Origin of the sequence: Martinezella tropici (assembly GCF_003287875.1) — a bacterium.
In the GTDB taxonomy this organism is placed as follows: domain Bacteria; phylum Pseudomonadota; class Alphaproteobacteria; order Rhizobiales; family Rhizobiaceae; genus Rhizobium; species Rhizobium tropici_C.
In genome coordinates this window covers 1-20338 of record NZ_QMKK01000037.1, presented here as the reverse complement: position 1 = coordinate 20338, position 20338 = coordinate 1, and the positions used below count along the sequence as shown (strand labels likewise).

Below are 20338 nucleotides of genomic sequence, written 5' to 3'. Positions count from 1 at the left end.
CGCACAATTGGATGAGGTGCGACGTCCGCAATCATTACCAAATTGTGAAAAGAGTTTTCCGCCTTGCGACGAATGGACTGCTTGCAATGGCAACCATAATTTGATCAAGGTGTTCTACTGTTTAGAGGCCGTTGGAACCACCATGTCGTTTTGGGAAAAATTGCTGAATGCTATCGGTAGCACTGCCGGCAATGCCCTGTCCGCGGTGGTCGAGGCTATTCGCACCGTGTTCGAAGGCGATCCGGAAACCCGACGCAAAGTGGCCTTTTCCGTCGCCATCATCGCGCTTTCGGCCAAGATGGCGAAGGCTGACGGCGTGGTGACGGAAAACGAAATCAATGCGTTTCGCGAGATATTCGAATTTCCTCCCGACCAGGCCAAGAATGTCGCACGTCTTTATAATCTGGCGCGTCAGGACGTCGCCGGTTACGAGGCCTATGCGGAGCGACTGGCCTCGCTTTGCGAGACCTGCACGAAGAATTGCCCGGTGCTGGAAGACGTGCTGGACGGGCTGTTCCATATCGCCAAGGCCGACGGCTTGATCCATGAGAAGGAAATGGCCTTCCTTCAGCATGTCGCCGAAATCTTCCACATGAGCGAGCAGCGGTTCGAACAGATCATGGCCCGCCATGTGAGTGCTGGCGGCCGCGATCCCTATAAGGTGCTCGGCGTATCGCGGCAGGACGATTTTCCGACAATCCGTCGCCGCTACCATGGCCTCGTCTATGAGAACCATCCGGATCGCCTCGTGTCGCGAGGGGTTCCCGAAGAGTTTCATGCCATTGCCAACGAGCGCATGGCAGCCCTGAATGCGGCTTATGCCGAGATCGAGAAAGAACGCCGCGCCGCATGAGTGCATTTAAGGCCGATTTCGCTCGCGCCCATGTGCAGCCTTCGCCGAACCATGGGGAGAGGCGGGATGGACGGCGGCCTGACATCATTCTTCTGCATTATACCGGCATGGGCACGGCCGAGGGCGCGCTCGATTGGCTCTGTCGCCCGGAGAGCCAGGTGTCGAGCCACTATTTCGTTTTCGAGGACGGCCGCATCGTTCAGCTCGTTCCGGAAGAGCGCCGCGCCTGGCATGCGGGCAAGAGCTCCTGGCATGGCGATATCGATATCAATTCGCGGTCGATCGGCATCGAGATCGCGAATGCCGGCCATCCGGGCGGACTGCCGGATTTTCCCGACGCGCAGATCGAAGCAGTCGTCGAACTGTGTCGCGATTGCGGCCAACGCTGGGCAATCGCGTCGGAACGCGTGCTCGGACACTCCGACGTGGCACCCGTGCGAAAGGTGGATCCGGGCGAGAAATTCCCTTGGGCGGAGCTGGCTAAGGCAGGGGTGGGACATTGGGTGGAACCGACGCCGATCACCGGCGGAAGGTTCTTCCAGAAGGGCGATGTCGGTCAACCGATCGAAGCGCTGCAGTCCATGCTCTCACTTTATGGCTACAGTACTGAAATAACAGGGGAATTCTCAGAGAAGCTGAAGGGGGACGTGGAAGCCTTTCAGCGTCATTTCCGCCAGGAGCGTGTGGATGGCATTGCCGATTTTTCCACGATCGATACGCTTCATCGCCTCCTGTCCGCGCTGCCTCGCTATTCGTAGCCTTTTGCCGGCACCGGCTATGTTTATAGCCGGCTATTGATGTGAAAATGCGTAACTCCCTGCTACGCCACATCTTTTCCCTATTATCTCCGCATTGCATTGGTCTAACGACGCTCGCTGAACGGCGGTCGCGCCGTCTGGGTTTGTGTGTCGCGCGGCCGTAGACGACTAATGGGGACTGTGCATTCCGGCGGCTCTTTTTGCCTCCAGCCGGACGTGACGGCTTGTGCCGTCCGCGGTCCCGCCCCTGGAGACAAAAGACTACATGAAAAATTTGATTGTTGCGGCTGCAGCATGCGTGGGCGTGCTGCTGGCGGGATATGATTGCGCCTTTGCGGGCCAGCGTGACGCAAGGCAGAAAACGGTTCCACTCAAGATCGTCAGCCGCACCACCGGCTTTCCGATGCCAAACGTTCCCGCCGAATTGCGTGATGCGGAAACCTCCTTCGCACAACAAAATCGTTATACCGGCCTGATTGCCAAATATGCCAAGCAGAACGGCGTTGCGGTCGAACTGGCGACCGCCGTCATCAAGATCGAAAGCAATTTCAATCCGAAAACCCGGGGTAGTGCAGGCGAGATCGGCCTGATGCAGATCAAGCCGGCAACGGCGCGGCTGATGGGATATGCCGGAGGAGCCAAGGGGCTCTACGATCCCGAGACGAACATCAAGTTCGGCATGAAGTACCTGGCCATGGCGCAGGATCTCGGCGGCGGTCAGACCTGCAATACCATCCTCAAATACAATGCGGGTCACGGCGCCACGCGCATGAACCCAATCTCGAAACGTTATTGCGGCAAGGTGCTGGCGCTTCTGGACTGACGTTATCCGAGCCAGGAATTACCGGGTAGGGCGGAATCGTCTTCCATGCTATCGAACCACTGTTGTTCACGAGGATCATAGCATGGCAGCGGATTTCAGGTTCATCGTCGTCGGCCGGGGTATGATGGGGGCAGCTGCTGCCCGCCACCTGGCCAGGCAGACCGACGGCATTGCCGTCATCGGGCCGGATGAACCCGAACATCGCGCCAGTCATCAGGGCGTCTTCGGCAGCCATTACGACGAGGGCCGCATCACCCGGACGATCGATCCCGATGCCGATTGGGCCCGCCTGGCGAACCGTTCGATCAGCCGCTATGCGGAAATCGAACGGGATAGCGGCATCCAGTTCTATGCGCCGGTCGGCTGCCTTGTTGTAGGGCCGGAGCGGGGTGGTGAAATAGCTTATGTCGGTGATGTCGTAGAAGCGGCCAGGCGGCTCGGCGTTCAAACGGAAGTCCTCGGCGACGCGGAACTCGAGAAGAAGTTCCCTTTCTTCTCGTTCGCATCGGGAAGCGAAGGCGTCTTTGAACCGCGTGGGGCAGGCCATATCAGTCCGCGCCGGCTGGTGAAGGCACAGTCCCTGCTGGCGGAAAAAGCCGGCGCCCGCACCATCAAGCAGACGGCATTATCGATCCGCGACGAGGGTGGTCTGGCGGTCGTCACGACAGCGGAGGGCGAGACTTTCAGCGCGGAAAAAGTTCTCCTGGCCGCCGGCGGTTTCTCAATTGCGGAGAATCTCTTGCCGCGGCCCGTTGAGATGAAGGTTTATGGCCGCACGGTTACTTTCTTCGAGGTGAGCGAGACGGAAGCCGAAGCCTTTTCCGGCATGCCGTCGCTGATATCGAAGGCAGCTGATGATGTGGAGAGCATCTATATGCTGCCGCCGATCCGCTATCCGGACGGCAAATATTACATCAAGATCGGCGGCGATCCCGATGATCTTCAATTCGAGACCGAGGCGGAATTGCGTGCCTGGTTCCGTACGGCCGGCCGCGATAAGGCACGCGAGCATCTGGTGCGGATATTCCATGGGCTCGTTCCCGGCGTGAGGCGGCCACCGGCCTTCACCAATTCCTGTGCCGTCTCCTATTCGCCAACGAGCTATCCCATGATCGGTTATACCTCTTCGCCGCGTGTTGCGATTCTGACTGGCGGATGTGGCATGGCTGCAAAGAGTTCCGACGAAATTGGTAGGCTGGGGGCGGAACTGCTGCTCGCAGGCCGAATCAAGGACGAAGGCTACGGCACGGATTTCTCAGCGCATTTCCGCAATTGACATCCGGCGCCCACGAGGCCGCATATTTCGATGGCAATTGCGGTCGGTCTCGGTTAATGAGCCAGTGCCAGTTGGCCGGGCAGCCGCGCTTCATCAATGCCGAAAGGCGATGGGGTGAGGAAAGTCCGGGCTCCACGGAAACACGGTGCCGGATAACGTCCGGCGGGGGCAACCTCAGGGAAAGTGCCACAGAAAGCAAACCGCCTGGCCTTGCGCCGGGTAAGGGTGAAAGGGTGGGGTAAGAGCCCACCGCGTCTCTGGCAACAGCGACGGCACGGAAAACCCCACCGGGAGCAAAACCGAATAGGGATGACACGGGGCGCGCAAGCGCTCCAGCCTGTTTCCGGGCCGGTCATCCGGGTGGGTTGCAAGAGGCGTCGCGCAAGCGCCGTCCCAGATGAATGGCTGCCACGTTCCGGCCTCGGCCGGAGCCATACAGAACCCGGCTTACAGGCCAACTGGCAAATCATCACGCCTGCGGGAGGAAAGGCGCGCTCCCGCTTTCCGCAAATAATTTCGAGAGTGGCGACGTGCCCGGATTTCCAGGGTTTGCGGCCCTGGCAGGCGGGGCGTTTCGCCTGTGAAAACAATCCGTTTCGGGACGTTGGTTGAGGCCGATCCTAACCTTTCGTTAAACTTAACGGCTTATGAATATTCAGGCTGCGGCCACGTCTGACGTGGCTTCATCCCATTGACGCCCATATGGTCCCATGGTATCCCAAAAGAACACTGCACAAGGGCAAATCAGAGCCCAATCATCGCAAAGCCATGATTGCTCCCGTTCTGGGGGTATCGGAGGGGTGTCGGCCCTTTCGGTTTGCGAAGCTGTGTCCGATTTTGGCTGTGCCTGTAAGCGAGTAGCGGCTTGCAGGTCATGGGGGACGGGTGTTTCGCGTCATGAACCGCTTCCTGTCAAATGCGACCAACCGGATCGATTCCAAGGGGCGGGTTTCCGTGCCGGCGGCGTTTCGTTCCGTGCTGGCCGACCGCAATATCCAGGAGCTGTACTGCTTTCAGGATTTTGTGTTTCCGGCGATCAGTGTCGGCGGTCTCGATCTGCTCGATCGCTTCGAGCGGCAGATTGTGGCAGACGATCCGTTTTCGCCGGCGGCGAACCAGATGTCGCTCCTCATTCATGGGGGCGGGGTCTTTATGAAGCTCGACGCCGAAGGGCGGCTGATGGTCACGGATTTCATTCGCGACTTCACCGGAATAGCAGGCGAAGTGACCTTTGTCGGTCGGGCGGATCATTTTCAATTGTGGCAACCGGAGGCCTTTCTGGCCTTGCAGGCGCAGGCACGAGAGGAGCGCAGGCTGGCGGGCAGGCGCTCGGAGTAGAGCGGGGAAGCGGAATGGCGGCGAATTCAGGCGGAGGTTCTTCTGATGCCGGTGGCGGACCGGTTCGTCACATTCCGGTTCTCCTTTCCGAGGTGCTTGACGCGCTCGCTCCGGCGCCCGGCAAGGTCATTCTTGATGGAACGTTCGGGGCTGGCGGCTACACCTCAGCCATTCTTGCCGCCGGCGCCGATGTGATCGCGCTTGATCGCGATCCGACGGCGATCGCGGCGGGGCAGGCGCTCGTTTCGGCCCATGCCGGTCACCTCAATCTCATCCAATCGCAGTTTTCCCGGCTGGCCGACCATGCGCCGGCAGCTGGCCTCGATGGCGTCGTGCTCGATATCGGCGTTTCCTCCATGCAGATCGACGAGGCTGAGCGCGGCTTTTCCTTCAACAAGAACGGTCCGCTCGACATGCGCATGTCGGCCAGCGGCGTGTCGGCTGCCGATGTCGTCAATCGCGCCAAGCTCGCCGATCTTATCCGCATCTTTGTGTTCCTCGGCGAGGAAAAGCAGGCCCCGCGTATCGCGCATGCGATCGAGAAGCGGCGTGCGGAAGCTCCTTTCGTGACCACCCGCGACCTCGCTGGGTTGATCGAGGTTGTGACGCCGCGAAAGGCGAAGGACAAGATTCATCCCGCAACGCGAGTCTTTCAGGCCTTGCGCATTTTCGTCAATGACGAGCTCGGTGAGCTGGCCCAGGCATTGTTTGCGGCCGAGCGCGTTCTCAAGCCGGGCGGGCGCCTCGTCGTCGTGACCTTTCACTCGCTGGAAGACCGTATCGTCAAGAAGTTCTTTGCCGATCGTTCGGGCCGTGCTGCCGGGTCGCGCCACATGCCGATCGTGAATGAGCGGCCTGCCACCTTCGAGCCGGTCGGCAAGGCGATGATCTCCGCGAGCGATGCCGAGGCGGAGGTCAATCCACGAGCTCGCTCGGCCAAGCTGCGCGCGGGGCTTCGCACCGCCGCCCCAGCCGAAGCTGCCGATTTCTCGATCTTCGATCTGCCCAATCTCGCCAGTCTCGGAAAGCTCGGAGGTTGAGATGCTGAAGACTTTTGACATCGTGCTGATCGGCGTCATGACGGCCATGGCCACCGTGACCTATACGATCAAGCATCGGGCCGAGCTGAAGCTGGAAGAGGTTCGCCGTCTCGAATCCGAGATCAAGCTCGAGAAAGACACGATCGAGCTTCTGAAGGCGGACTGGGCGCTGGTCTCGCAGCCGAACCGTCTTGAAAAGCTCGTTAACGCCTATAGCGGCGAGCTACAGCTGCAGCCGACGCTCTCGACCGCGATCGTGCAGCCAAGTGAGATGCCGATGCTGCGCTCGCAGCTTCCGCCGCCGACGGTGACGGCATCCAACGATCCAAAGAGTGGCAAGCCCGTCAAGGGCAATGCATCTATAGCCTCTAAGAACGGCGATACGACCGACGCGCAGATCAGGAAGGCGATTGCGGATGTGGCCGCCGCTCCGGCGCCGCGGCCGAAGGCGCCCGCCTTGGTGAAGCGCAAGAAGCCAGACATCGACAATATCGCAACGGGATCGGTGGACGAATAATGTCTTTTCTTTCTCGCATCATGGTTCTGAAGAGCAAGGCGCACTTCTCCACCGACGGCAACAATCGACCGAGCGATGGTTTTTCGCGCTCGACCTTCGAAGGTGCGCGCAAGCGCAAGGCCACCCAGGCCAGGAGCCGCGTCGTTCTGCTGGTGGCCAGTTTCATCGCGGTCTATTGCGTAATCGGTGCTCGTCTTGCCCAGTTCGCCATGACGCCGCCGGATACGACGTCAAGCATTTTGCCGCCGGATCGCCTCATGGCGTCGCGGCCCGACATCGTTGATCGCAATGGTGCCCTTCTGGCAACTGACATCCGGACCGTATCGCTGTTTGCCGAGCCGAACAAAATCATCGACCCGGATGAGGCCGTCGAGGAGCTGCGCAAGGTCCTGCCGGATCTCGATGCCAAGTCCACCTATAAGAAGCTTTCGGTGAAGAGTTCGCATTTTGCCTGGCTGCGCCGCCAGCTGACGCCGAAACAGCAGAGCCAGATCCTGGCGCTCGGCATTCCCGGCATCGGATTCCGCCCGGAAAAGCGCCGCTTCTATCCCGGCGGTTCGACCGCTGCCCATATTCTCGGCTACGTCAATATCGACAACCGCGGCGTTGCCGGCATGGAGAAGTATATCGATGACCAGGGGCTCGCCGATCTCGCCGCCGCAGGCATGACCAACGACCAGCCGCTGCAGCCGGTGAAGCTCTCCATCGATCTGCGCGTGCAGGATATCGTCCATGATGCGGTCGTCAACGCCGTCAAGAATTTCCAGGCGAAGGGCGCCGGCGCGGCAGTGATCAATGTCCACACGGGCGAAGTGCTCGCCATGGCGTCCGCGCCCGATTTCGATCCGAACTACCCGAACGAAGGTGCCGCCGAAGGCTGGCTCAATCGCATGACGAACGGCACGTTCGAAATGGGATCGACCTTCAAGACCTTTACCATGGCCATGGCATTCGATTCCGGCAAGGTCACGCTGCGTGACGCTTTCGACGCTACCAATCCGATCCGTATCGGCGGCTTCACCATTAAAGATTTCCACGGCCAGCATCGCGTGCTGACCGTTCCGGAAATCTTCCAGTATTCGTCGAACATCGGCACCGCGAAGATCGCCGATCTCGTCGGCATCGACGCGCACAAGGAGTTCCTCACCCGCATCGGCCTGCTTACCAAGATGCAGACCGAATTGCCCGAGGTGAAGATGCCGACACAGCCGCGTGTCTGGAAGAAGATCAATTCGATCACGATCTCCTTCGGTCATGGCGTCTCGACGACGCCGCTGCAGACAGCCGTTGCCGGTGCTGCGCTCGTCAACGGCGGCAAGCTGATCGAGCCGACTTTCCTGCCTCGCAGCCGCGACCAGGCCGATGAGATTGCCAAGCTCGTCGTTAAGAAGAGCACGAGCGACAACGTGCGCTTCCTGCTGGATTTCAATGGTTCGAAGGGGTCGGGCCGTGCTGCCCGCGTACCGGGTTACGATGTCGGCAGCAAGACCGGCACGGCCGACAAGGTCGTCAACGGCCGGTACTCCAATACGCTGAATTTCAATACCTTCATGGCCGCGTTCCCGATCGACGATCCGCAATACATCATCATGACCTTCTGCGATGAGCCGAAGACCGGTGAGCATGGCGGCACCATCTCGGCCTACACCGCAGCGCCGATCGCGCGTGACATTATCGCCCGGGCGGCACCGATCCTCGGCATCCAGCCAAGTTTTGGAAACGGCAACTCGGCCTTGCTGGTGTCTTATTAAGCGTGAAAGAATACACACGTCGATTCGCGAGGGGCGGACTGATCGAGAAGGCGAAAAGTACATTCGATGAATTTGCGGGACATTGCCGGAAATGGATTTCCGGAACTCAACATACAGATTGGCGGGACGCTTGGCGATCTTGAGATAATCGGAATTTCCGCCGACAGCCGGAAGGTGTCGCCTGGCATGGCTTTCATCGCTGTGGCCGGTACCAAAGCTGATGGGGCGAGCTTTATCGCCGATGCCGTTGCGCGTGGGGCATCGGTCGTGGTTGCGGGTCATGGGGCCGATGCCGGCAGCGTACCCGTGCTCTCGGTTTCCGAGCCGCGCCGTTTTCTTGCCGTCTCGGCGTCGCGCTTCTACGGACGGCAGCCGGAAACGATGGTGGCGGTGACGGGGACCGCGGGCAAGACCTCCGTTGCCTCCTTCACGCGTCAGATTTGGGCCTATGCCGGTCATCCGGCTGCCATGATCGGCACGACCGGCGTCGTTTCGCCGACCCGCAACGAATATGGCGCGCTGACGACGCCCGATCCGGTGTCGCTGCACAAGCTGCTGGCCGAACTCGCCAACGAAGGTGTCACGCATGCGGCCATGGAGGCTTCCAGTCACGGCCTCGATCAGTTCCGGCTCGATGGCGTGAAGCTCGCTGCTGCTGCCTTCACCAATCTCGGCCGTGATCACATGGATTACCATCCGACAGTCGAGGATTATATGGCCGCCAAGATGCGGCTGTTTAGGGATTTGCTTCCGAAGGGTTCGCCGGCCGTGATCTTTGCCGATGATGCCTGGTCGGCACAGGCCATCGCCGCCGCCGGCGAGGCAGGGCAGGATGTGCGTACCGTCGGACGCAAGGGTGATTTCCTGACGTTGAAGCGCGTCGAGCATTTCCGCCACAAGCAGATCGCCGAGGTACATGTCGGCGACGATATCTTCGAAGTTCATATCCCGTTGGCCGGGGATTTTCAGATCGCCAATGCGCTTGTTGCCGCTGGCCTTGCCATTTCGACTGGGGTCGCGGCGCCGATCGCCATGGCGGCACTGGAAAAGCTCGTTGGCGCATCCGGTCGCCTGGAGCTTGTCGGTCACACGCATGACGGTGCGCTGGCCTATGTCGACTACGCTCACAAGCCCGATGCGCTCGAGAACGTTCTGAATTCGGTGCGGCCGTTCACGACGGGCCGTGTCATCGTCGTCTTCGGTTGCGGCGGCGATCGGGATCGGGGCAAGCGGCCGATCATGGGCGAGATTGCCTGCCGCCTCGCCGATGTCGTCGTCGTTACCGACGACAATCCGCGATCCGAGGATCCGGCAACGATCCGCGCGGAGATCATGGCGGCGGCCAGCTGTGCGATGGAGATCGGCGATCGCGCCGAAGCAATCCGCACGGCGGTTGGCATGCTGACATCGGGCGACACGCTGATCGTCGCCGGCAAGGGGCATGAGGAAGGTCAGACGATCGGCAGCGTGACGCTGCCGTTCTCCGATCATGCCGAATTGCGCAAAGCATTGGAGGAGTTGAAGTCTTGAGCTGGTTATGGACAACTGAGGATCTGATCGCTGCAATCTCGGGCCGCTTCGTCGGATCGCTGCCTGAGGGCATTACGGGCATTTCCATAGACAGTCGTTCCATCCAGCCGGGCGAAGCCTTTTTTGCCATCAAGGGCGATCGTGTCGATGGCCATGATTATGCCAATATCGCCATGGCGAACGGCGCCGCTTTCATCGTGATTAGTGAGGCACGGCTGCCGGCCATGGGCAGCCTGGCTGTGCCGAAGGTAGTCGTGGATGACGTCTTGGCGGCGCTTGCACGGCTCGGTGCCGCCGCCCGCAAGCGTACGCAAGCCAAGATCATCGCCGTCACGGGTTCGGTCGGCAAGACGACGACCAAGGAGATGCTGCGCCGGGCGCTGACGCCTTCTGGCAAAGTGCATGCCTCCGTTGCTTCCTTCAACAATCACTGGGGCGTGCCGCTGACATTGGCCCGCATGCCCGAAGACACCGATTTCGGCGTTTTCGAAATCGGCATGAACCACCCCGGTGAAATTCGCCCGCTGGTCAAGATGGTGCAGCCGCATGTGGCGATCATCACCACGATTGCCCCGGCACATCTCGGCAATTTCAACAGCATCAGTGAAATCGCAGCCGCGAAGGCGGAAATTTTCGAGGGTGTCGTGCCGGGCGGCCATGCCATTCTCAATCACGACAGCGATCAGTTCGAGATGCTGGAACATGCCGCATTGGAGGCAGGCATCGAGCATGTGCACAGTTTCGGCCAGCATGCGAAGGCCGATGTGCGCCTTGCGGAATTCAATGCCTCGGAAGAAAATTCGACGCTTTGGCTGACGATCGGCGGCGAGACCATGGAGGTGGCGCTCGGCGCGCCCGGCCGCCATATCGCCGAAAACGCGCTTGCCGTGCTCGGTGCTGTCATGCTGGTGGAGGCCGATCTCGACGAGGCGGTCGATGCCCTGGCGGATCTGCAGCCGGAAAAGGGCCGGGGACAGCGCCACAAGCGCGCGATCGGCAACGGCTATTTCACGCTGATCGACGAAAGCTACAACGCCAACCCAGCATCCATGCGCGCGGCTATCGCGCTGCTGGCGACGACCTCGCCGCATGCGGGTCCGGGCGGGCGGCTGGGCAGGCGGATCGCCGTTCTCGGCGATATGCTGGAGATGGGGGATTATGCTCAGCGCGTGCATGCCAACCTTGCCGGACCGCTGCTGGCGGCCGGCATCGAGCATGTCTGGCTGGCGGGTCCGGAGATGGCGGCTTTGAGAGATGAGCTGCCGGAAAGTGTTCATGTCGAATATCGCGAGACGACGGAGGAGCTCTCGGAATTCGCGCTCAATTCAGTCGCCCCTGGCGACGTCTTGATGGTGAAATCGTCGCTGGGGCTGGGATTTGGAAAGATCGTGGCGGGCTTGCTTGACAAGTTTCCCGCATTTTCCGACACGGGCCCCCACACCCATCAGGGGCTTTAGAAAGGGCTCTTATGCTGATCTGGCTTGCCGAACTGTCGGACCATATTCATTTTTTCAGTACTCATTTCAGATTCCTCAATCTGTTCAGATACATCACGTTCCGTACCGGCGGTGCCCTGTTCACGTCAGCGTTGATCGTCTTCCTCTTCGGGCCGCGAATCATCTCGTCCCTGCGCGTGCGCCAGGGCAAGGGGCAGCCGATCCGCGCCGATGGTCCGCAGACGCATTTCAAGAAGGCCGGCACTCCGACGATGGGTGGGCTGATGATTCTGGCCGGCATCGTCGTCTCCTCGCTGCTTTGGGCCGATCTTGCCAATGTCTATGTCGTTGCCACCCTGCTGGTGACGCTCGGCTTCGGCGCGATCGGCTTCTACGACGACTATCTCAAGGTGACCAAGCAGAGCGACAAGGGCTTTTCCGGCCGCGCGCGCCTCGGCATCGAATTCATCATCGCGGCTATCGCCGTCTACTTCATGATGACGACCGCGCTATCTTCCGGCCCGGCCGGTTCGACCTTCGGGTCGTCTGTCGCCTTCCCCTTCTTCAAGAGCCTGCTGCTCAATCTCGGCATGTTCTTCGTGTTCTTCGGTGCATTCGTCATCGTAGCCGCTGGGAATGCCGTCAACCTGACCGATGGTCTCGACGGGCTTGCTATCGTGCCGGTCATGATCGCGGCCGCCTCCTTCGGCATCATCTCGTATCTGGCCGGAAACTTCGTTTTCGCCGACTATCTCGCGATCAATTTCGTGCCCGGTACGGGCGAACTGGCCGTGGTCCTTGGCGCGGTTATCGGAGCGGGTCTCGGTTTTCTCTGGTTCAACGCGCCGCCGGCCGCCATCTTCATGGGCGATACCGGTTCGCTGGCGCTCGGCGGCATGATCGGCTCTGTCGCTGTCGCCACCAAGCACGAGATCGTCATGGCGATCATCGGTGGTCTTTTCGTGCTGGAAGCGCTTTCCGTCATCATTCAGGTCGGCTTCTTCAAGATGACCAAACGCCGTGTCTTCCTCATGGCACCCATCCACCATCACTTCGAAAAGAAGGGCTGGACGGAAAGCCAGGTCGTCGTGCGTTTCTGGATCGTTGCGGTCATCCTGGCGATGATCGGCCTGTCCACCCTGAAGCTGCGGTGAGGCGCCGATGATATCAGTCACCACGCTGAACGGAAAGAAGGTCGCTCTCTTCGGCCTCGGCGGCTCGGGCTTCGCCACGGCGCGAGCGCTCGTCGCCGGTGGCGCCGAGGTCACGGCCTGGGATGACAATCCGGATAGCGTGGCCAAGGCGGCAGCGGAGGGAATAGCGGTTGCCGATCTCAGGACGATCGACTGGAACAGCCAGTCCGTCTTCGTTTTGTCGCCAGGCGTGCCGCTGACGCATCCGAAGCCCCATTGGACCGTCGATCTCGCTCATGCCGCCGGTGTCGAGATCATCGGTGATGTCGAGCTTTTCGTCAGGGAGCGGCGGGCGCATGTTCCCGATTGCCCGTTCATCGCCATTACCGGCACGAACGGCAAATCGACGACGACTGCGCTGATCGCCCATATCCTGCAATCGAGCGGCCGCGATACGCAGCTCGGTGGCAATATCGGGACGGCCGTCCTGACGCTTGATCCGCCGAAGGCCGGGCGCTTTTATGTGGTCGAATGCTCCTCCTACCAGATCGATCTGGCGCCGACACTCAATCCTTCGGCCGGCATTCTGCTGAACCTCACGCCCGATCATCTCGATCGGCACGGCACGATGCAGCACTATGCCGACATCAAGGAGCGGCTGGTCGCGGGCAGCGGCGTGGCCGTCGTCGGCGTCGATGACAGTCATTCCTCCTTGATCGCCGATCGCGTAGAGCGTGCCGGTGGAAAAGTGACCCGGATTTCGCGCCGGCATGCCTTGGCGGATGGCCTCTATGCGGAGGGCAGCCGCATCATGCAGGCAGCGAGCGGTGCTGCACGCGAGATTGCCGATCTCGACGGGATCCAGACCTTGCGCGGCGGCCATAATGCACAGAATGCCGCGGCGGCGATCGCCGCCTGCCTTGCCGTCGGCGTTTCGGCCGAGGAAATCCGGACCGGGCTGAAATCCTTCCCCGGCCTCAAGCATCGCATGCAGCCTGTGGGAAAGCGCGGCCGAGTGGTCTTCGTCAACGATTCCAAGGCGACTAACGCCGATGCGGCGGCACCTGCGCTTTCGAGCTACGAGAATATCTACTGGATTGCCGGCGGCCTGCCGAAAGAGGGCGGGATCACGACGCTTGCGCCGCTCTTTCCGCGCATCGCCAAGGCCTATCTGATCGGCGAGGCCGCACCTGCCTTTGCCGCAACGCTCGGGGAGCAGGTGCCCTACGAAATTTCCGGTACGCTGGAACGGGCCGTCGCGCATGCGGCAGCCGATGCAGACAAGGATGAACATGCATCCGCGGCGGTGATGTTGTCACCGGCTTGCGCAAGTTTCGATCAGTATAAGAATTTCGAGGTCAGGGGCGACGCCTTCGTCAGCCATGTGGCTGCGATCGAGGGTGTCACGATGCTGATCGGTTCAGCAGCTGGAGGCAAATGATATGGTAAGCCGCGTTGAACGTGGGGCCTTGGCCGAATGGTTCTGGACCATCGACCGCGTGTTTCTCGCCCTTTTCATTTTGTTGATCGGCATCGGTTTCATGCTTTCCTTCGCGGCTTCACCCGCGGTGGCGGAGCGTATCGGGCTTGAGCCATTCCACTTCGTCAAACGCCACGCCCTGTTCCTCATCCCGGCGATTGCGGCGATGATCGGCATTTCCTTCATGTCGCCGAGGCAGGTGCGAAGGACGGCTGTCATCCTGCTCGTCGTCTCGCTGGCGATGATGCTTTTTGCGCTTTTCTTCGGCATCGAGGTCAAGGGATCGCGGCGCTGGGTCAATATCGCCGCCCTGTCGATCCAGCCTTCGGAATTCATGAAGCCGGCTTTCGTCGTCGTCTGCGCCTGGCTGTTTTCCGAACATGCACGCCAGCCGGAAATCCCCGGCAATCTCTTCGCCATCATCCTGTTCGGCATCGTCGTCGCGTTGCTCGTCGCCCAGCCTGACCTTGGCCAGACCATCCTGACGACCGCCGTCTGGGGCGGCATGTTCTTCATGGCAGGCATGCCCTGGCTGTGGATCATCGTGCTCGGCGGTCTTGGCGCCGGCGGTTTCGTCGCAGCCTATTACGTCTTCGATCACGTGGCGCAACGCGTGAACAAGTTCATGACGGGCGAGGGCGATACTTTCCAGGTCGATACCGCCAAGGAAGCGATCGTTCACGGCAACTGGTTCGGCGTTGGCCCCGGTGAAGGTATCGTCAAGCGTATCATTCCGGATGCCCATACCGACTTCATCTTCTCGGTGGCCGCCGAAGAGTTCGGTGTCATTTTCTGCATGGTGCTTGTGCTCATCTTTGCCTTCCTGGTGCTGCGAGGCCTGTCGCATGCCTATAAGGAAAAGAACGATTTCAACCGTTTCGCCGTTGCGGGCCTCGTGCTGCAGATCGGCATTCAATCGATCATCAATATCGGCGTGAACCTGCAGCTCCTGCCGGCCAAGGGCATGACGCTGCCGCTGATCTCCTATGGTGGGTCGTCGATGACCGCGATCTGCGTGACGGCGGGCTTCATCCTGGCGTTGACGCGTCACAGGCCGGAAAAGCGCGCGCAGGATCGCACCTTGTTCCGCGTGACGCACGGACTGCCGGCGGAGTGATCGTCTTGGGACTATCTGCCATTTGCTCTCGATATCTCCTGGCTATCCCTCATTCTCCGGTCGCTTTTCAGGAAGCGGCGGTCTATGAGGGGGGCTTGGCCTGGGTCGATGACGCGGCCGTGGCGGCTTCCTATATTAGGGAGATGCCCCGAGTAGTGGGGTGTTCGCGGGAGCGAAAATTATGAGTAAAGGCATTGTCCTTCTAGCCGCCGGCGGAACCGGCGGTCACGTATTTCCGGCCGAGGCGCTGGCCTATAAATTGAAGGAGCGCGGCTATTCCGTGCACCTCGTCACCGACAGCCGCGCCGAACGCTATGCCGGCAAATTTCCGGCTGAAGAAATCCATGTCGTACCCTCGGCGACGATCGGGTCGAAGAATCCGCTGAAGGTTGCAAGCGCGCTTTGGACACTGTGGAGCGGCATGCGCGCGGCGCGGAAGCTGATCCAGAGACTGAAGCCCGTCTGCGTCGTCGGCTTCGGCGGTTATCCGACGGTGCCGCCGCTTCTTGCCGCCACGCGCATGGGTGTGCCCTCCATGCTGCATGAACAGAATGCCGTCATGGGCCGCGCCAACAAGATGCTGGCGACGCGCGTCCGTGCGATTGCGGGCGGGTTCCTCACGGATAACGGCGCATTTGCGGAAAAGACGGTCACGACGGGAAACCCCGTGCGCCCGGCCGTCATCGATGCTGCCAAGCGTCCCTATGTGCCGTCGGGACTGGACGATCCGTTCAATCTGGTCGTTTTCGGCGGCAGTCAGGGTGCGCAGTATTTCTCGAAGGCCGTGCCTACGGCAATCAGTCTGCTTGAGGAGCCGCTGCGCAAGCGCCTGCGCATTACCCAGCAGGTGCGCCCGGAAGATATGGAGACAGTCAACAGCTGCACGAGAAAGCTTGACATGGGGGCTGATGTCGCACCGTTCTTCACCGATATGGCCGAGCGCATCGGCGCCGCGCATCTGGTTCTCTGCCGCTCAGGTGCCTCCACGGTCTCCGAGCTTGCGGTTATCGGGCGCCCGGCGATTCTCGTGCCTTATCCGCATGCGCTCGATCACGATCAGGCAGCCAATGCGGCTGCGCTGGCGGCAACCGGCGGCGTCAAGGTGATCGCGCAATCGGAACTGACGCCGGAAAAGCTTTCCACCATCCTGCGCGGCGCCATGACCATGCCGGAAAAGCTCGCAAAGATGGCGGCATCAGCCAAGCAGGCAGGCAAGCCGGATGCGGCAAACTTGCTTGCCGACATGGTTGAGGTTATTGCCGCGGGACGTTCAATTCAGCAATTCAAGGGGGCAGGCGCATGAAGCTGCCGAAGGCTATCGGCCTTGTGCATTTTATCGGTATAGGCGGTATCGGAATGAGCGGCATTGCCGAGGTGTTGCATAACCTCGGCCATCGCGTGCAGGGTTCCGATCAATCGGAAAGCGCCAACGTGCAGCGGCTGCGCGATAAGGGTATTCCGGTTCATATCGGCCACAAGGCGGAAAACCTCGGCGATGCCGAAGTCGTTGTTGTCTCCACCGCAATCAAGAAGAGCAATCCCGAGCTCGTCGCCGCACGCGAAAAGCTGCTGCCGGTCGTGCGCCGAGCCGAAATGCTGGCTGAACTGATGCGCTTCCGCAGCGCCATCGCCATCGGCGGCACGCATGGAAAGACCACGACGACGTCACTCGTGGCGACGCTGCTCGAAGCCGGCGGACTTGATCCCACCGTCATCAACGGCGGCATCATCAATGCCTACGGCACCAATGCGCGCATGGGCGCCGGCGAGTGGATGGTGGTCGAGGCCGACGAATCGGATGGTACTTTCCTGAAACTGCCGGCCGATGTGGCCGTTGTCACGAATATCGATCCGGAGCATCTCGATCATTACGGCAATTTCGATGCAGTCCGTGCCGCCTTCCGGCAGTTCGTCGAGAATGTGCCGTTCTACGGTTTCGGCGTCATGTGCATCGATCATCCGGAAGTGCAGTCGCTGGTCGGGCGCATCGAGGACCGCAAGGTCATCACCTATGGCGAAAACCCGCAGGCAGATGTGCGTTTCTCGAATGTGCGCATCGACGGCACGCGCTCGCTGTTCGACATCGAAATCCGCAGGCGCCGCACGGGCAAGGTGATCCAGATCAAGGATCTCGTCATGCCGATGCCGGGCCGCCACAATATTTCCAATGCGACGGCGGCCGTTGCCGTTGCCAACCGGCTGGGGATCTCCAGCGAGGCGATCGCCAAAGGGCTCGCATCCTTCGGCGGCGTCAAGCGCCGCTTCACGCTGACCGGCGAATGGAACGGGGTCAAGGTCTTCGACGATTATGGTCATCACCCGGTTGAAATCAAGGCGGTGCTGAAGGCCGCGCGGGAAGCCTGCAAGGGGCGCATCATCGCCGTTCATCAGCCGCACCGTTATACGCGCCTGTCGAGCCTCTTCGAGGAATTCGCGGCCTGCTTCAACGATGCCGACAGCATTTTCCTGGCGCCTGTCTATGCGGCTGGCGAGGATCCCATCGAGGGTGCCGATTCGCAGACGTTGGTTTCGCGCATCAAGGCTAGCGGTCATCGCGACGCGCGCTATCTTCCATCGCAGGAAGATCTTGCCGCCATGGTTGCAGAGATTGCGCGACCGGGTGATTTTGTGGTTTTGTTGGGGGCTGGCAGCATCACATATTGGGCAGCGTCATTGCCAAAGGAATTGGAAGGCCTCTCGGGTAAGTCCGCATGAAACAGGTAAATGGGGAAAAGCTTCTCGCGTCGCTCGGCGACAGTGTAAAGAACATCAGGGGCCGGCTGACGCCGGACGCGCCGATGGATCGTGTTACGTGGTTCCGCGCCGGCGGACTGGCGGAACTGATGTTCCAGCCGCATGACATGGACGATCTTGTCGCCTTCCTGAAAATATTGCCGGAAGATGTACCGCTAACGGTCGTCGGAGTGGGCTCGAACATACTGGTGCGCGACGGCGGCATTCCGGGCGTCGTCCTCAGGCTTTCGGCCAAGGGTTTCGGCTCCGTCGAGCTTGCCGGCGAAAATCGCATCCTGGCAGGCGCTATTTGCCCCGACAAGCATGTCGCGGCCATGGCGATGGACAACAGCATCGGCGGCTTTCATTTCTACTACGGCATTCCGGGCAGCGTTGGCGGTGCCGCGCGGATGAATGCAGGCGCCAATGGCGCCGAAACGCGCGAGCGCGTCGTCGAGGTGCATGCGATCGACCGCAAGGGCGACAAGCATGTGCTTAGCAATGCCGAGATGGGCTACAGTTACCGGCATTCGGATGCCCCGGAAGACCTGATCTTCACGCATGTCCTTTTCGAGGGCTATCCCGAAGATCGCGCCAAGATTCGCGCCGAGATGGATGCCGTGCGCGCCCATCGCGAAACCGTGCAGCCGATTCGGGAAAAGACCGGCGGCTCGACCTTCAAGAATCCGGAAGGCCATTCCGCCTGGAAGCTGATCGATGAAGCGGGCTGCCGCGGTCTCGTCATCGGCGGCGCGCAAATGTCGTCGTTGCATTGCAACTTCATGATCAACATGGAGCAGGCGACAGGCTACGATCTGGAATATCTGGGTGAGCAGGTGCGCCGCGAGGTTTTCGAAAAATCCGGCATCAAGCTGGAGTGGGAGATCAAGCGTCTCGGTTACTTCATGCCCGGCCGGGAGGTTCGCCCGTTCCAGGGTGTCACGTCGGAGTAAGGAGTGGCCTGTTACAGGCTCCGGACTTCGGAAAATGATTCAATAAAAAGGCCGGGTTTTCACCCGGCCTTCAGACTGCTGACAAACCCCGTCAAATTTTGGCGGGGTTTTGTATTTCTGGTGTGTTTGTTTCCTGGGTTGCGGCATTGAAGGGAGATCGGTCCTGCTCCTGTGATTCATGCGAGGCTCGGTTTGGGTGTCTTTGTGAGCGCCATCGCGATCTTCTTGATGTTCTGGGCTGCGGCGGCCATCAGGCACTGGCATCGGACTTTGATGAGACTTCGGAAGCGGGCGTAGCGATGGCCGTGCAGCTGCTTGGCATCGGCAAAGGAACGCTCGACCGTCTCCTTGCGTCTTTTGTAGATCGCCTTGCCCCAGGATGTGAGACGGTGACCGTCGGTGCGCTCGCGGGCATCGGCCCAAACGTGCCGGGTGATGGTGCGGATGGCCTTGCCGTTGGACGTGCACGACGCCAGAAGCGGGCAGGTGCCGCAGATGGCAGGATCGGATGTGTAATGCTTGTAGCCGTTGCGGTCGGTGGTGGCGTAGGTGAGAAGCTGGCCTTGCGGACAGCGATAGCCATCGGCTCGCTGATCGTAGACGAAGCTGTTCTTGCGCATCATGCCGGCTTTGGGCGGGGTCGGATTGCGATAGCCGGTGACACCGAGGATGGCGCGGTCCTCCAGGCCTTGGGCGATGCCTGAGGTGGCATAGCCGGCATCCAGCCCGACAGCCTTCACATCGAAGCCGAAGCGTTGGCACTGCCGGTCGAGCCTGCCGAGATAGACGATGCTGTCATGCACGTTGGCCGGCGTCACATGGGTATCGGTGATGATCGCATGTCGGCCGTCCACCGTGCGATGATCGAGATAGAAGAAGCCCTTCGGCTTGCCGTCACGCACCATGTAGCCGCTCTGGGGATCGGTGCGCGACACCTTGGTCTCCTTGATCTCGGCCTGGCGCTCCCCGTCCTTCAGCGGCTTCTGGCCATGCAGCTTGCGCTCCGCGTCGATCGCCCGGTCGAGGTCGGCCCAGTAGTCGGCACGCGATTTCTCGATCATGGCCAGATCGTATTTGCCCTTGTTGGCATTGGCCTTCAGATGGGTACTGTCCGTATAGAGTACCGTGCCGTCCACCAGCCCGTGGGAAACCGCCTGTTCAACGATGTGGTCGAAGATATCCTGGGCCACCGACGTATCGTTGAAGCGTCGGCGGCGGTTCTGCGACAGGGTCGACGCATCGAACACGCCATCCGTCAGCTTCATCCTGAGAAACCAGCGATAGGCGACATTGACCTCGATCTCGCGCACCAGCTGCCGCTCGGAGCGAATGCCGTAGAGGTAGCCGATGAACAGCGCCTTGAACATCAGCGTCGGATCAAGCGGCGGGCGGCCATTGTCGGCGCAGTACAAGCCGGCAACGCGATCGTGGATGAACGAGAAGTCGATCACCGCGTCTATTCGGCGCAGAAGGTGATCCTTCGGCACAAGACTGTCGAGCGTCACCATCTCGAGAGCCGTCTGTTCGGGAGCAGGTTTCTTCAGCATGTCCCATTGAATCAAAAACCTCCGGCTGACGCCAGAGGTTTGTCAGCAGTCTG

17 protein-coding genes and 1 other RNA gene are annotated in these 20338 nt (G+C 60.6%); 17 read left to right on the top strand and 1 reads right to left on the bottom strand.

Annotated features, from left to right (window positions below; genetic code table 11):
* The first annotated feature begins 142 nt into the window (after positions 1–142).
* The 17 genes from DQ393_RS14930 (at position 143) to murB (ending at position 18738) form a co-directional block, all read left to right on the top strand.
* Entirely contained in the window at positions 143–853 is a 711-nt protein-coding gene (locus tag DQ393_RS14930) for a J domain-containing protein (protein WP_112342561.1), read from the top strand.
* Positions 850–1611: an N-acetylmuramoyl-L-alanine amidase gene (locus DQ393_RS14925; RefSeq protein ID WP_112342560.1), complete on the top strand. Its 762-nt coding sequence runs from the start codon at positions 850–852 to the stop codon at positions 1609–1611. Before DQ393_RS14930 ends, DQ393_RS14925 begins: the two co-directional genes overlap by 4 nt.
* Before the next feature lie 265 nt (positions 1612–1876).
* Positions 1877–2434, top strand: a complete 558-nt coding sequence (locus tag DQ393_RS14920; RefSeq protein WP_112342559.1) for a lytic transglycosylase domain-containing protein — start codon at positions 1877–1879, stop codon at positions 2432–2434.
* Positions 2435–2516: 82 nt separating this feature from the next.
* Positions 2517–3710, top strand: coding sequence for an NAD(P)/FAD-dependent oxidoreductase (locus DQ393_RS14915; RefSeq protein WP_112342558.1), 1194 nt, complete (start codon positions 2517–2519; stop codon positions 3708–3710).
* 67 nt (positions 3711–3777) lie between these two features.
* Positions 3778–4176: RNase P RNA component class A (gene rnpB, locus DQ393_RS14910), an RNA gene on the top strand.
* Positions 4177–4607: 431 nt separating this feature from the next.
* Positions 4608–5048 carry a division/cell wall cluster transcriptional repressor MraZ gene (gene mraZ, locus DQ393_RS14905; RefSeq protein WP_112342557.1) on the top strand — a complete coding sequence of 147 codons (441 nt, stop codon included), beginning with the start codon at positions 4608–4610 and terminating at the stop codon, positions 5046–5048.
* Positions 5049–5062: 14 nt separating this feature from the next.
* Positions 5063–6088, top strand: coding sequence for a 16S rRNA (cytosine(1402)-N(4))-methyltransferase RsmH (gene rsmH, locus DQ393_RS14900; protein ID WP_112342556.1), 1026 nt, complete (start codon positions 5063–5065; stop codon positions 6086–6088).
* A gap of 1 nt (position 6089) precedes the next feature.
* On the top strand, positions 6090–6605 hold the full coding sequence (gene ftsL / locus DQ393_RS14895) for a cell division protein FtsL (RefSeq protein ID WP_112342555.1): 516 nt from the start codon (positions 6090–6092) through the stop codon (positions 6603–6605).
* Positions 6605–8356, top strand: coding sequence for a peptidoglycan D,D-transpeptidase FtsI family protein (locus DQ393_RS14890; RefSeq protein WP_112342554.1), 1752 nt, complete (start codon positions 6605–6607; stop codon positions 8354–8356). The genes ftsL and DQ393_RS14890 overlap by 1 nt, the downstream gene beginning before the upstream one ends.
* 66 nt (positions 8357–8422) lie before the next feature.
* Positions 8423–9886, top strand: a complete 1464-nt coding sequence (locus tag DQ393_RS14885; RefSeq protein ID WP_112342553.1) for a UDP-N-acetylmuramoyl-L-alanyl-D-glutamate--2,6-diaminopimelate ligase — start codon at positions 8423–8425, stop codon at positions 9884–9886.
* On the top strand, positions 9883–11343 hold the full coding sequence (locus DQ393_RS14880; RefSeq protein WP_112342552.1) for a UDP-N-acetylmuramoylalanyl-D-glutamyl-2,6-diaminopimelate--D-alanyl-D-alanine ligase: 1461 nt from the start codon (positions 9883–9885) through the stop codon (positions 11341–11343). The genes DQ393_RS14885 and DQ393_RS14880 overlap by 4 nt, the downstream gene beginning before the upstream one ends.
* Before the next feature lie 11 nt (positions 11344–11354).
* Positions 11355–12476 (top strand): phospho-N-acetylmuramoyl-pentapeptide-transferase, encoded by a 1122-nt coding sequence (mraY, locus tag DQ393_RS14875; RefSeq protein WP_112342551.1) that lies wholly within the window; start codon positions 11355–11357, stop codon positions 12474–12476.
* A 7-nt stretch (positions 12477–12483) separates the two neighbouring features.
* Positions 12484–13896 carry a UDP-N-acetylmuramoyl-L-alanine--D-glutamate ligase gene (gene murD, locus DQ393_RS14870; protein ID WP_112342550.1) on the top strand — a complete coding sequence of 471 codons (1413 nt, stop codon included), beginning with the start codon at positions 12484–12486 and terminating at the stop codon, positions 13894–13896.
* A 1-nt stretch (position 13897) separates the two neighbouring features.
* The gene (gene ftsW, locus DQ393_RS14865; RefSeq protein ID WP_112342549.1) at positions 13898–15052 is read left to right on the top strand and encodes a putative lipid II flippase FtsW; all 1155 of its coding nucleotides are present in this window, start codon (positions 13898–13900) and stop codon (positions 15050–15052) included.
* 181 nt (positions 15053–15233) lie between these two features.
* Positions 15234–16355 carry an undecaprenyldiphospho-muramoylpentapeptide beta-N-acetylglucosaminyltransferase gene (murG, locus tag DQ393_RS14860; protein ID WP_112342548.1) on the top strand — a complete coding sequence of 374 codons (1122 nt, stop codon included), beginning with the start codon at positions 15234–15236 and terminating at the stop codon, positions 16353–16355.
* On the top strand, positions 16352–17767 hold the full coding sequence (gene murC, locus DQ393_RS14855; protein ID WP_112342547.1) for a UDP-N-acetylmuramate--L-alanine ligase: 1416 nt from the start codon (positions 16352–16354) through the stop codon (positions 17765–17767). Before murG ends, murC begins: the two co-directional genes overlap by 4 nt.
* A complete protein-coding gene (gene murB / locus DQ393_RS14850; protein ID WP_112342546.1) occupies positions 17764–18738 on the top strand; it encodes a UDP-N-acetylmuramate dehydrogenase in 975 nt (324 codons plus the stop codon). The genes murC and murB overlap by 4 nt, the downstream gene beginning before the upstream one ends.
* Positions 18739–18914: 176 nt before the next feature.
* Here the strand turns inward: murB and DQ393_RS14845 are convergent, their stop codons facing one another.
* Positions 18915–20285 (bottom strand): IS1182 family transposase, encoded by a 1371-nt coding sequence (locus DQ393_RS14845; RefSeq protein ID WP_112340028.1) that lies wholly within the window; start codon positions 20283–20285, stop codon positions 18915–18917.
* Positions 20286–20338: the final 53 nt, after the last annotated feature.

Coding starts and splice junctions, on each gene's coding strand:
- DQ393_RS14930 (WP_112342561.1), top strand. CDS start 143: ATGTCGTTTTGGGAAAAATTGCTGAATGCTATCGGTAGCACTGCCGGC.
- DQ393_RS14925 (WP_112342560.1), top strand. CDS start 850: ATGAGTGCATTTAAGGCCGATTTCGCTCGCGCCCATGTGCAGCCTTCG.
- DQ393_RS14920 (WP_112342559.1), top strand. CDS start 1,877: ATGAAAAATTTGATTGTTGCGGCTGCAGCATGCGTGGGCGTGCTGCTG.
- DQ393_RS14915 (WP_112342558.1), top strand. CDS start 2,517: ATGGCAGCGGATTTCAGGTTCATCGTCGTCGGCCGGGGTATGATGGGG.
- mraZ (WP_112342557.1), top strand. CDS start 4,608: ATGAACCGCTTCCTGTCAAATGCGACCAACCGGATCGATTCCAAGGGG.
- rsmH (WP_112342556.1), top strand. CDS start 5,063: ATGGCGGCGAATTCAGGCGGAGGTTCTTCTGATGCCGGTGGCGGACCG.
- ftsL (WP_112342555.1), top strand. CDS start 6,090: ATGCTGAAGACTTTTGACATCGTGCTGATCGGCGTCATGACGGCCATG.
- DQ393_RS14890 (WP_112342554.1), top strand. CDS start 6,605: ATGTCTTTTCTTTCTCGCATCATGGTTCTGAAGAGCAAGGCGCACTTC.
- DQ393_RS14885 (WP_112342553.1), top strand. CDS start 8,423: ATGAATTTGCGGGACATTGCCGGAAATGGATTTCCGGAACTCAACATA.
- mraY (WP_112342551.1), top strand. CDS start 11,355: ATGCTGATCTGGCTTGCCGAACTGTCGGACCATATTCATTTTTTCAGT.
- murD (WP_112342550.1), top strand. CDS start 12,484: ATGATATCAGTCACCACGCTGAACGGAAAGAAGGTCGCTCTCTTCGGC.
- ftsW (WP_112342549.1), top strand. CDS start 13,898: ATGGTAAGCCGCGTTGAACGTGGGGCCTTGGCCGAATGGTTCTGGACC.
- murG (WP_112342548.1), top strand. CDS start 15,234: ATGAGTAAAGGCATTGTCCTTCTAGCCGCCGGCGGAACCGGCGGTCAC.
- murC (WP_112342547.1), top strand. CDS start 16,352: ATGAAGCTGCCGAAGGCTATCGGCCTTGTGCATTTTATCGGTATAGGC.
- murB (WP_112342546.1), top strand. CDS start 17,764: ATGAAACAGGTAAATGGGGAAAAGCTTCTCGCGTCGCTCGGCGACAGT.
- DQ393_RS14845 (WP_112340028.1), bottom strand. CDS start 20,285: ATGCTGAAGAAACCTGCTCCCGAACAGACGGCTCTCGAGATGGTGACG.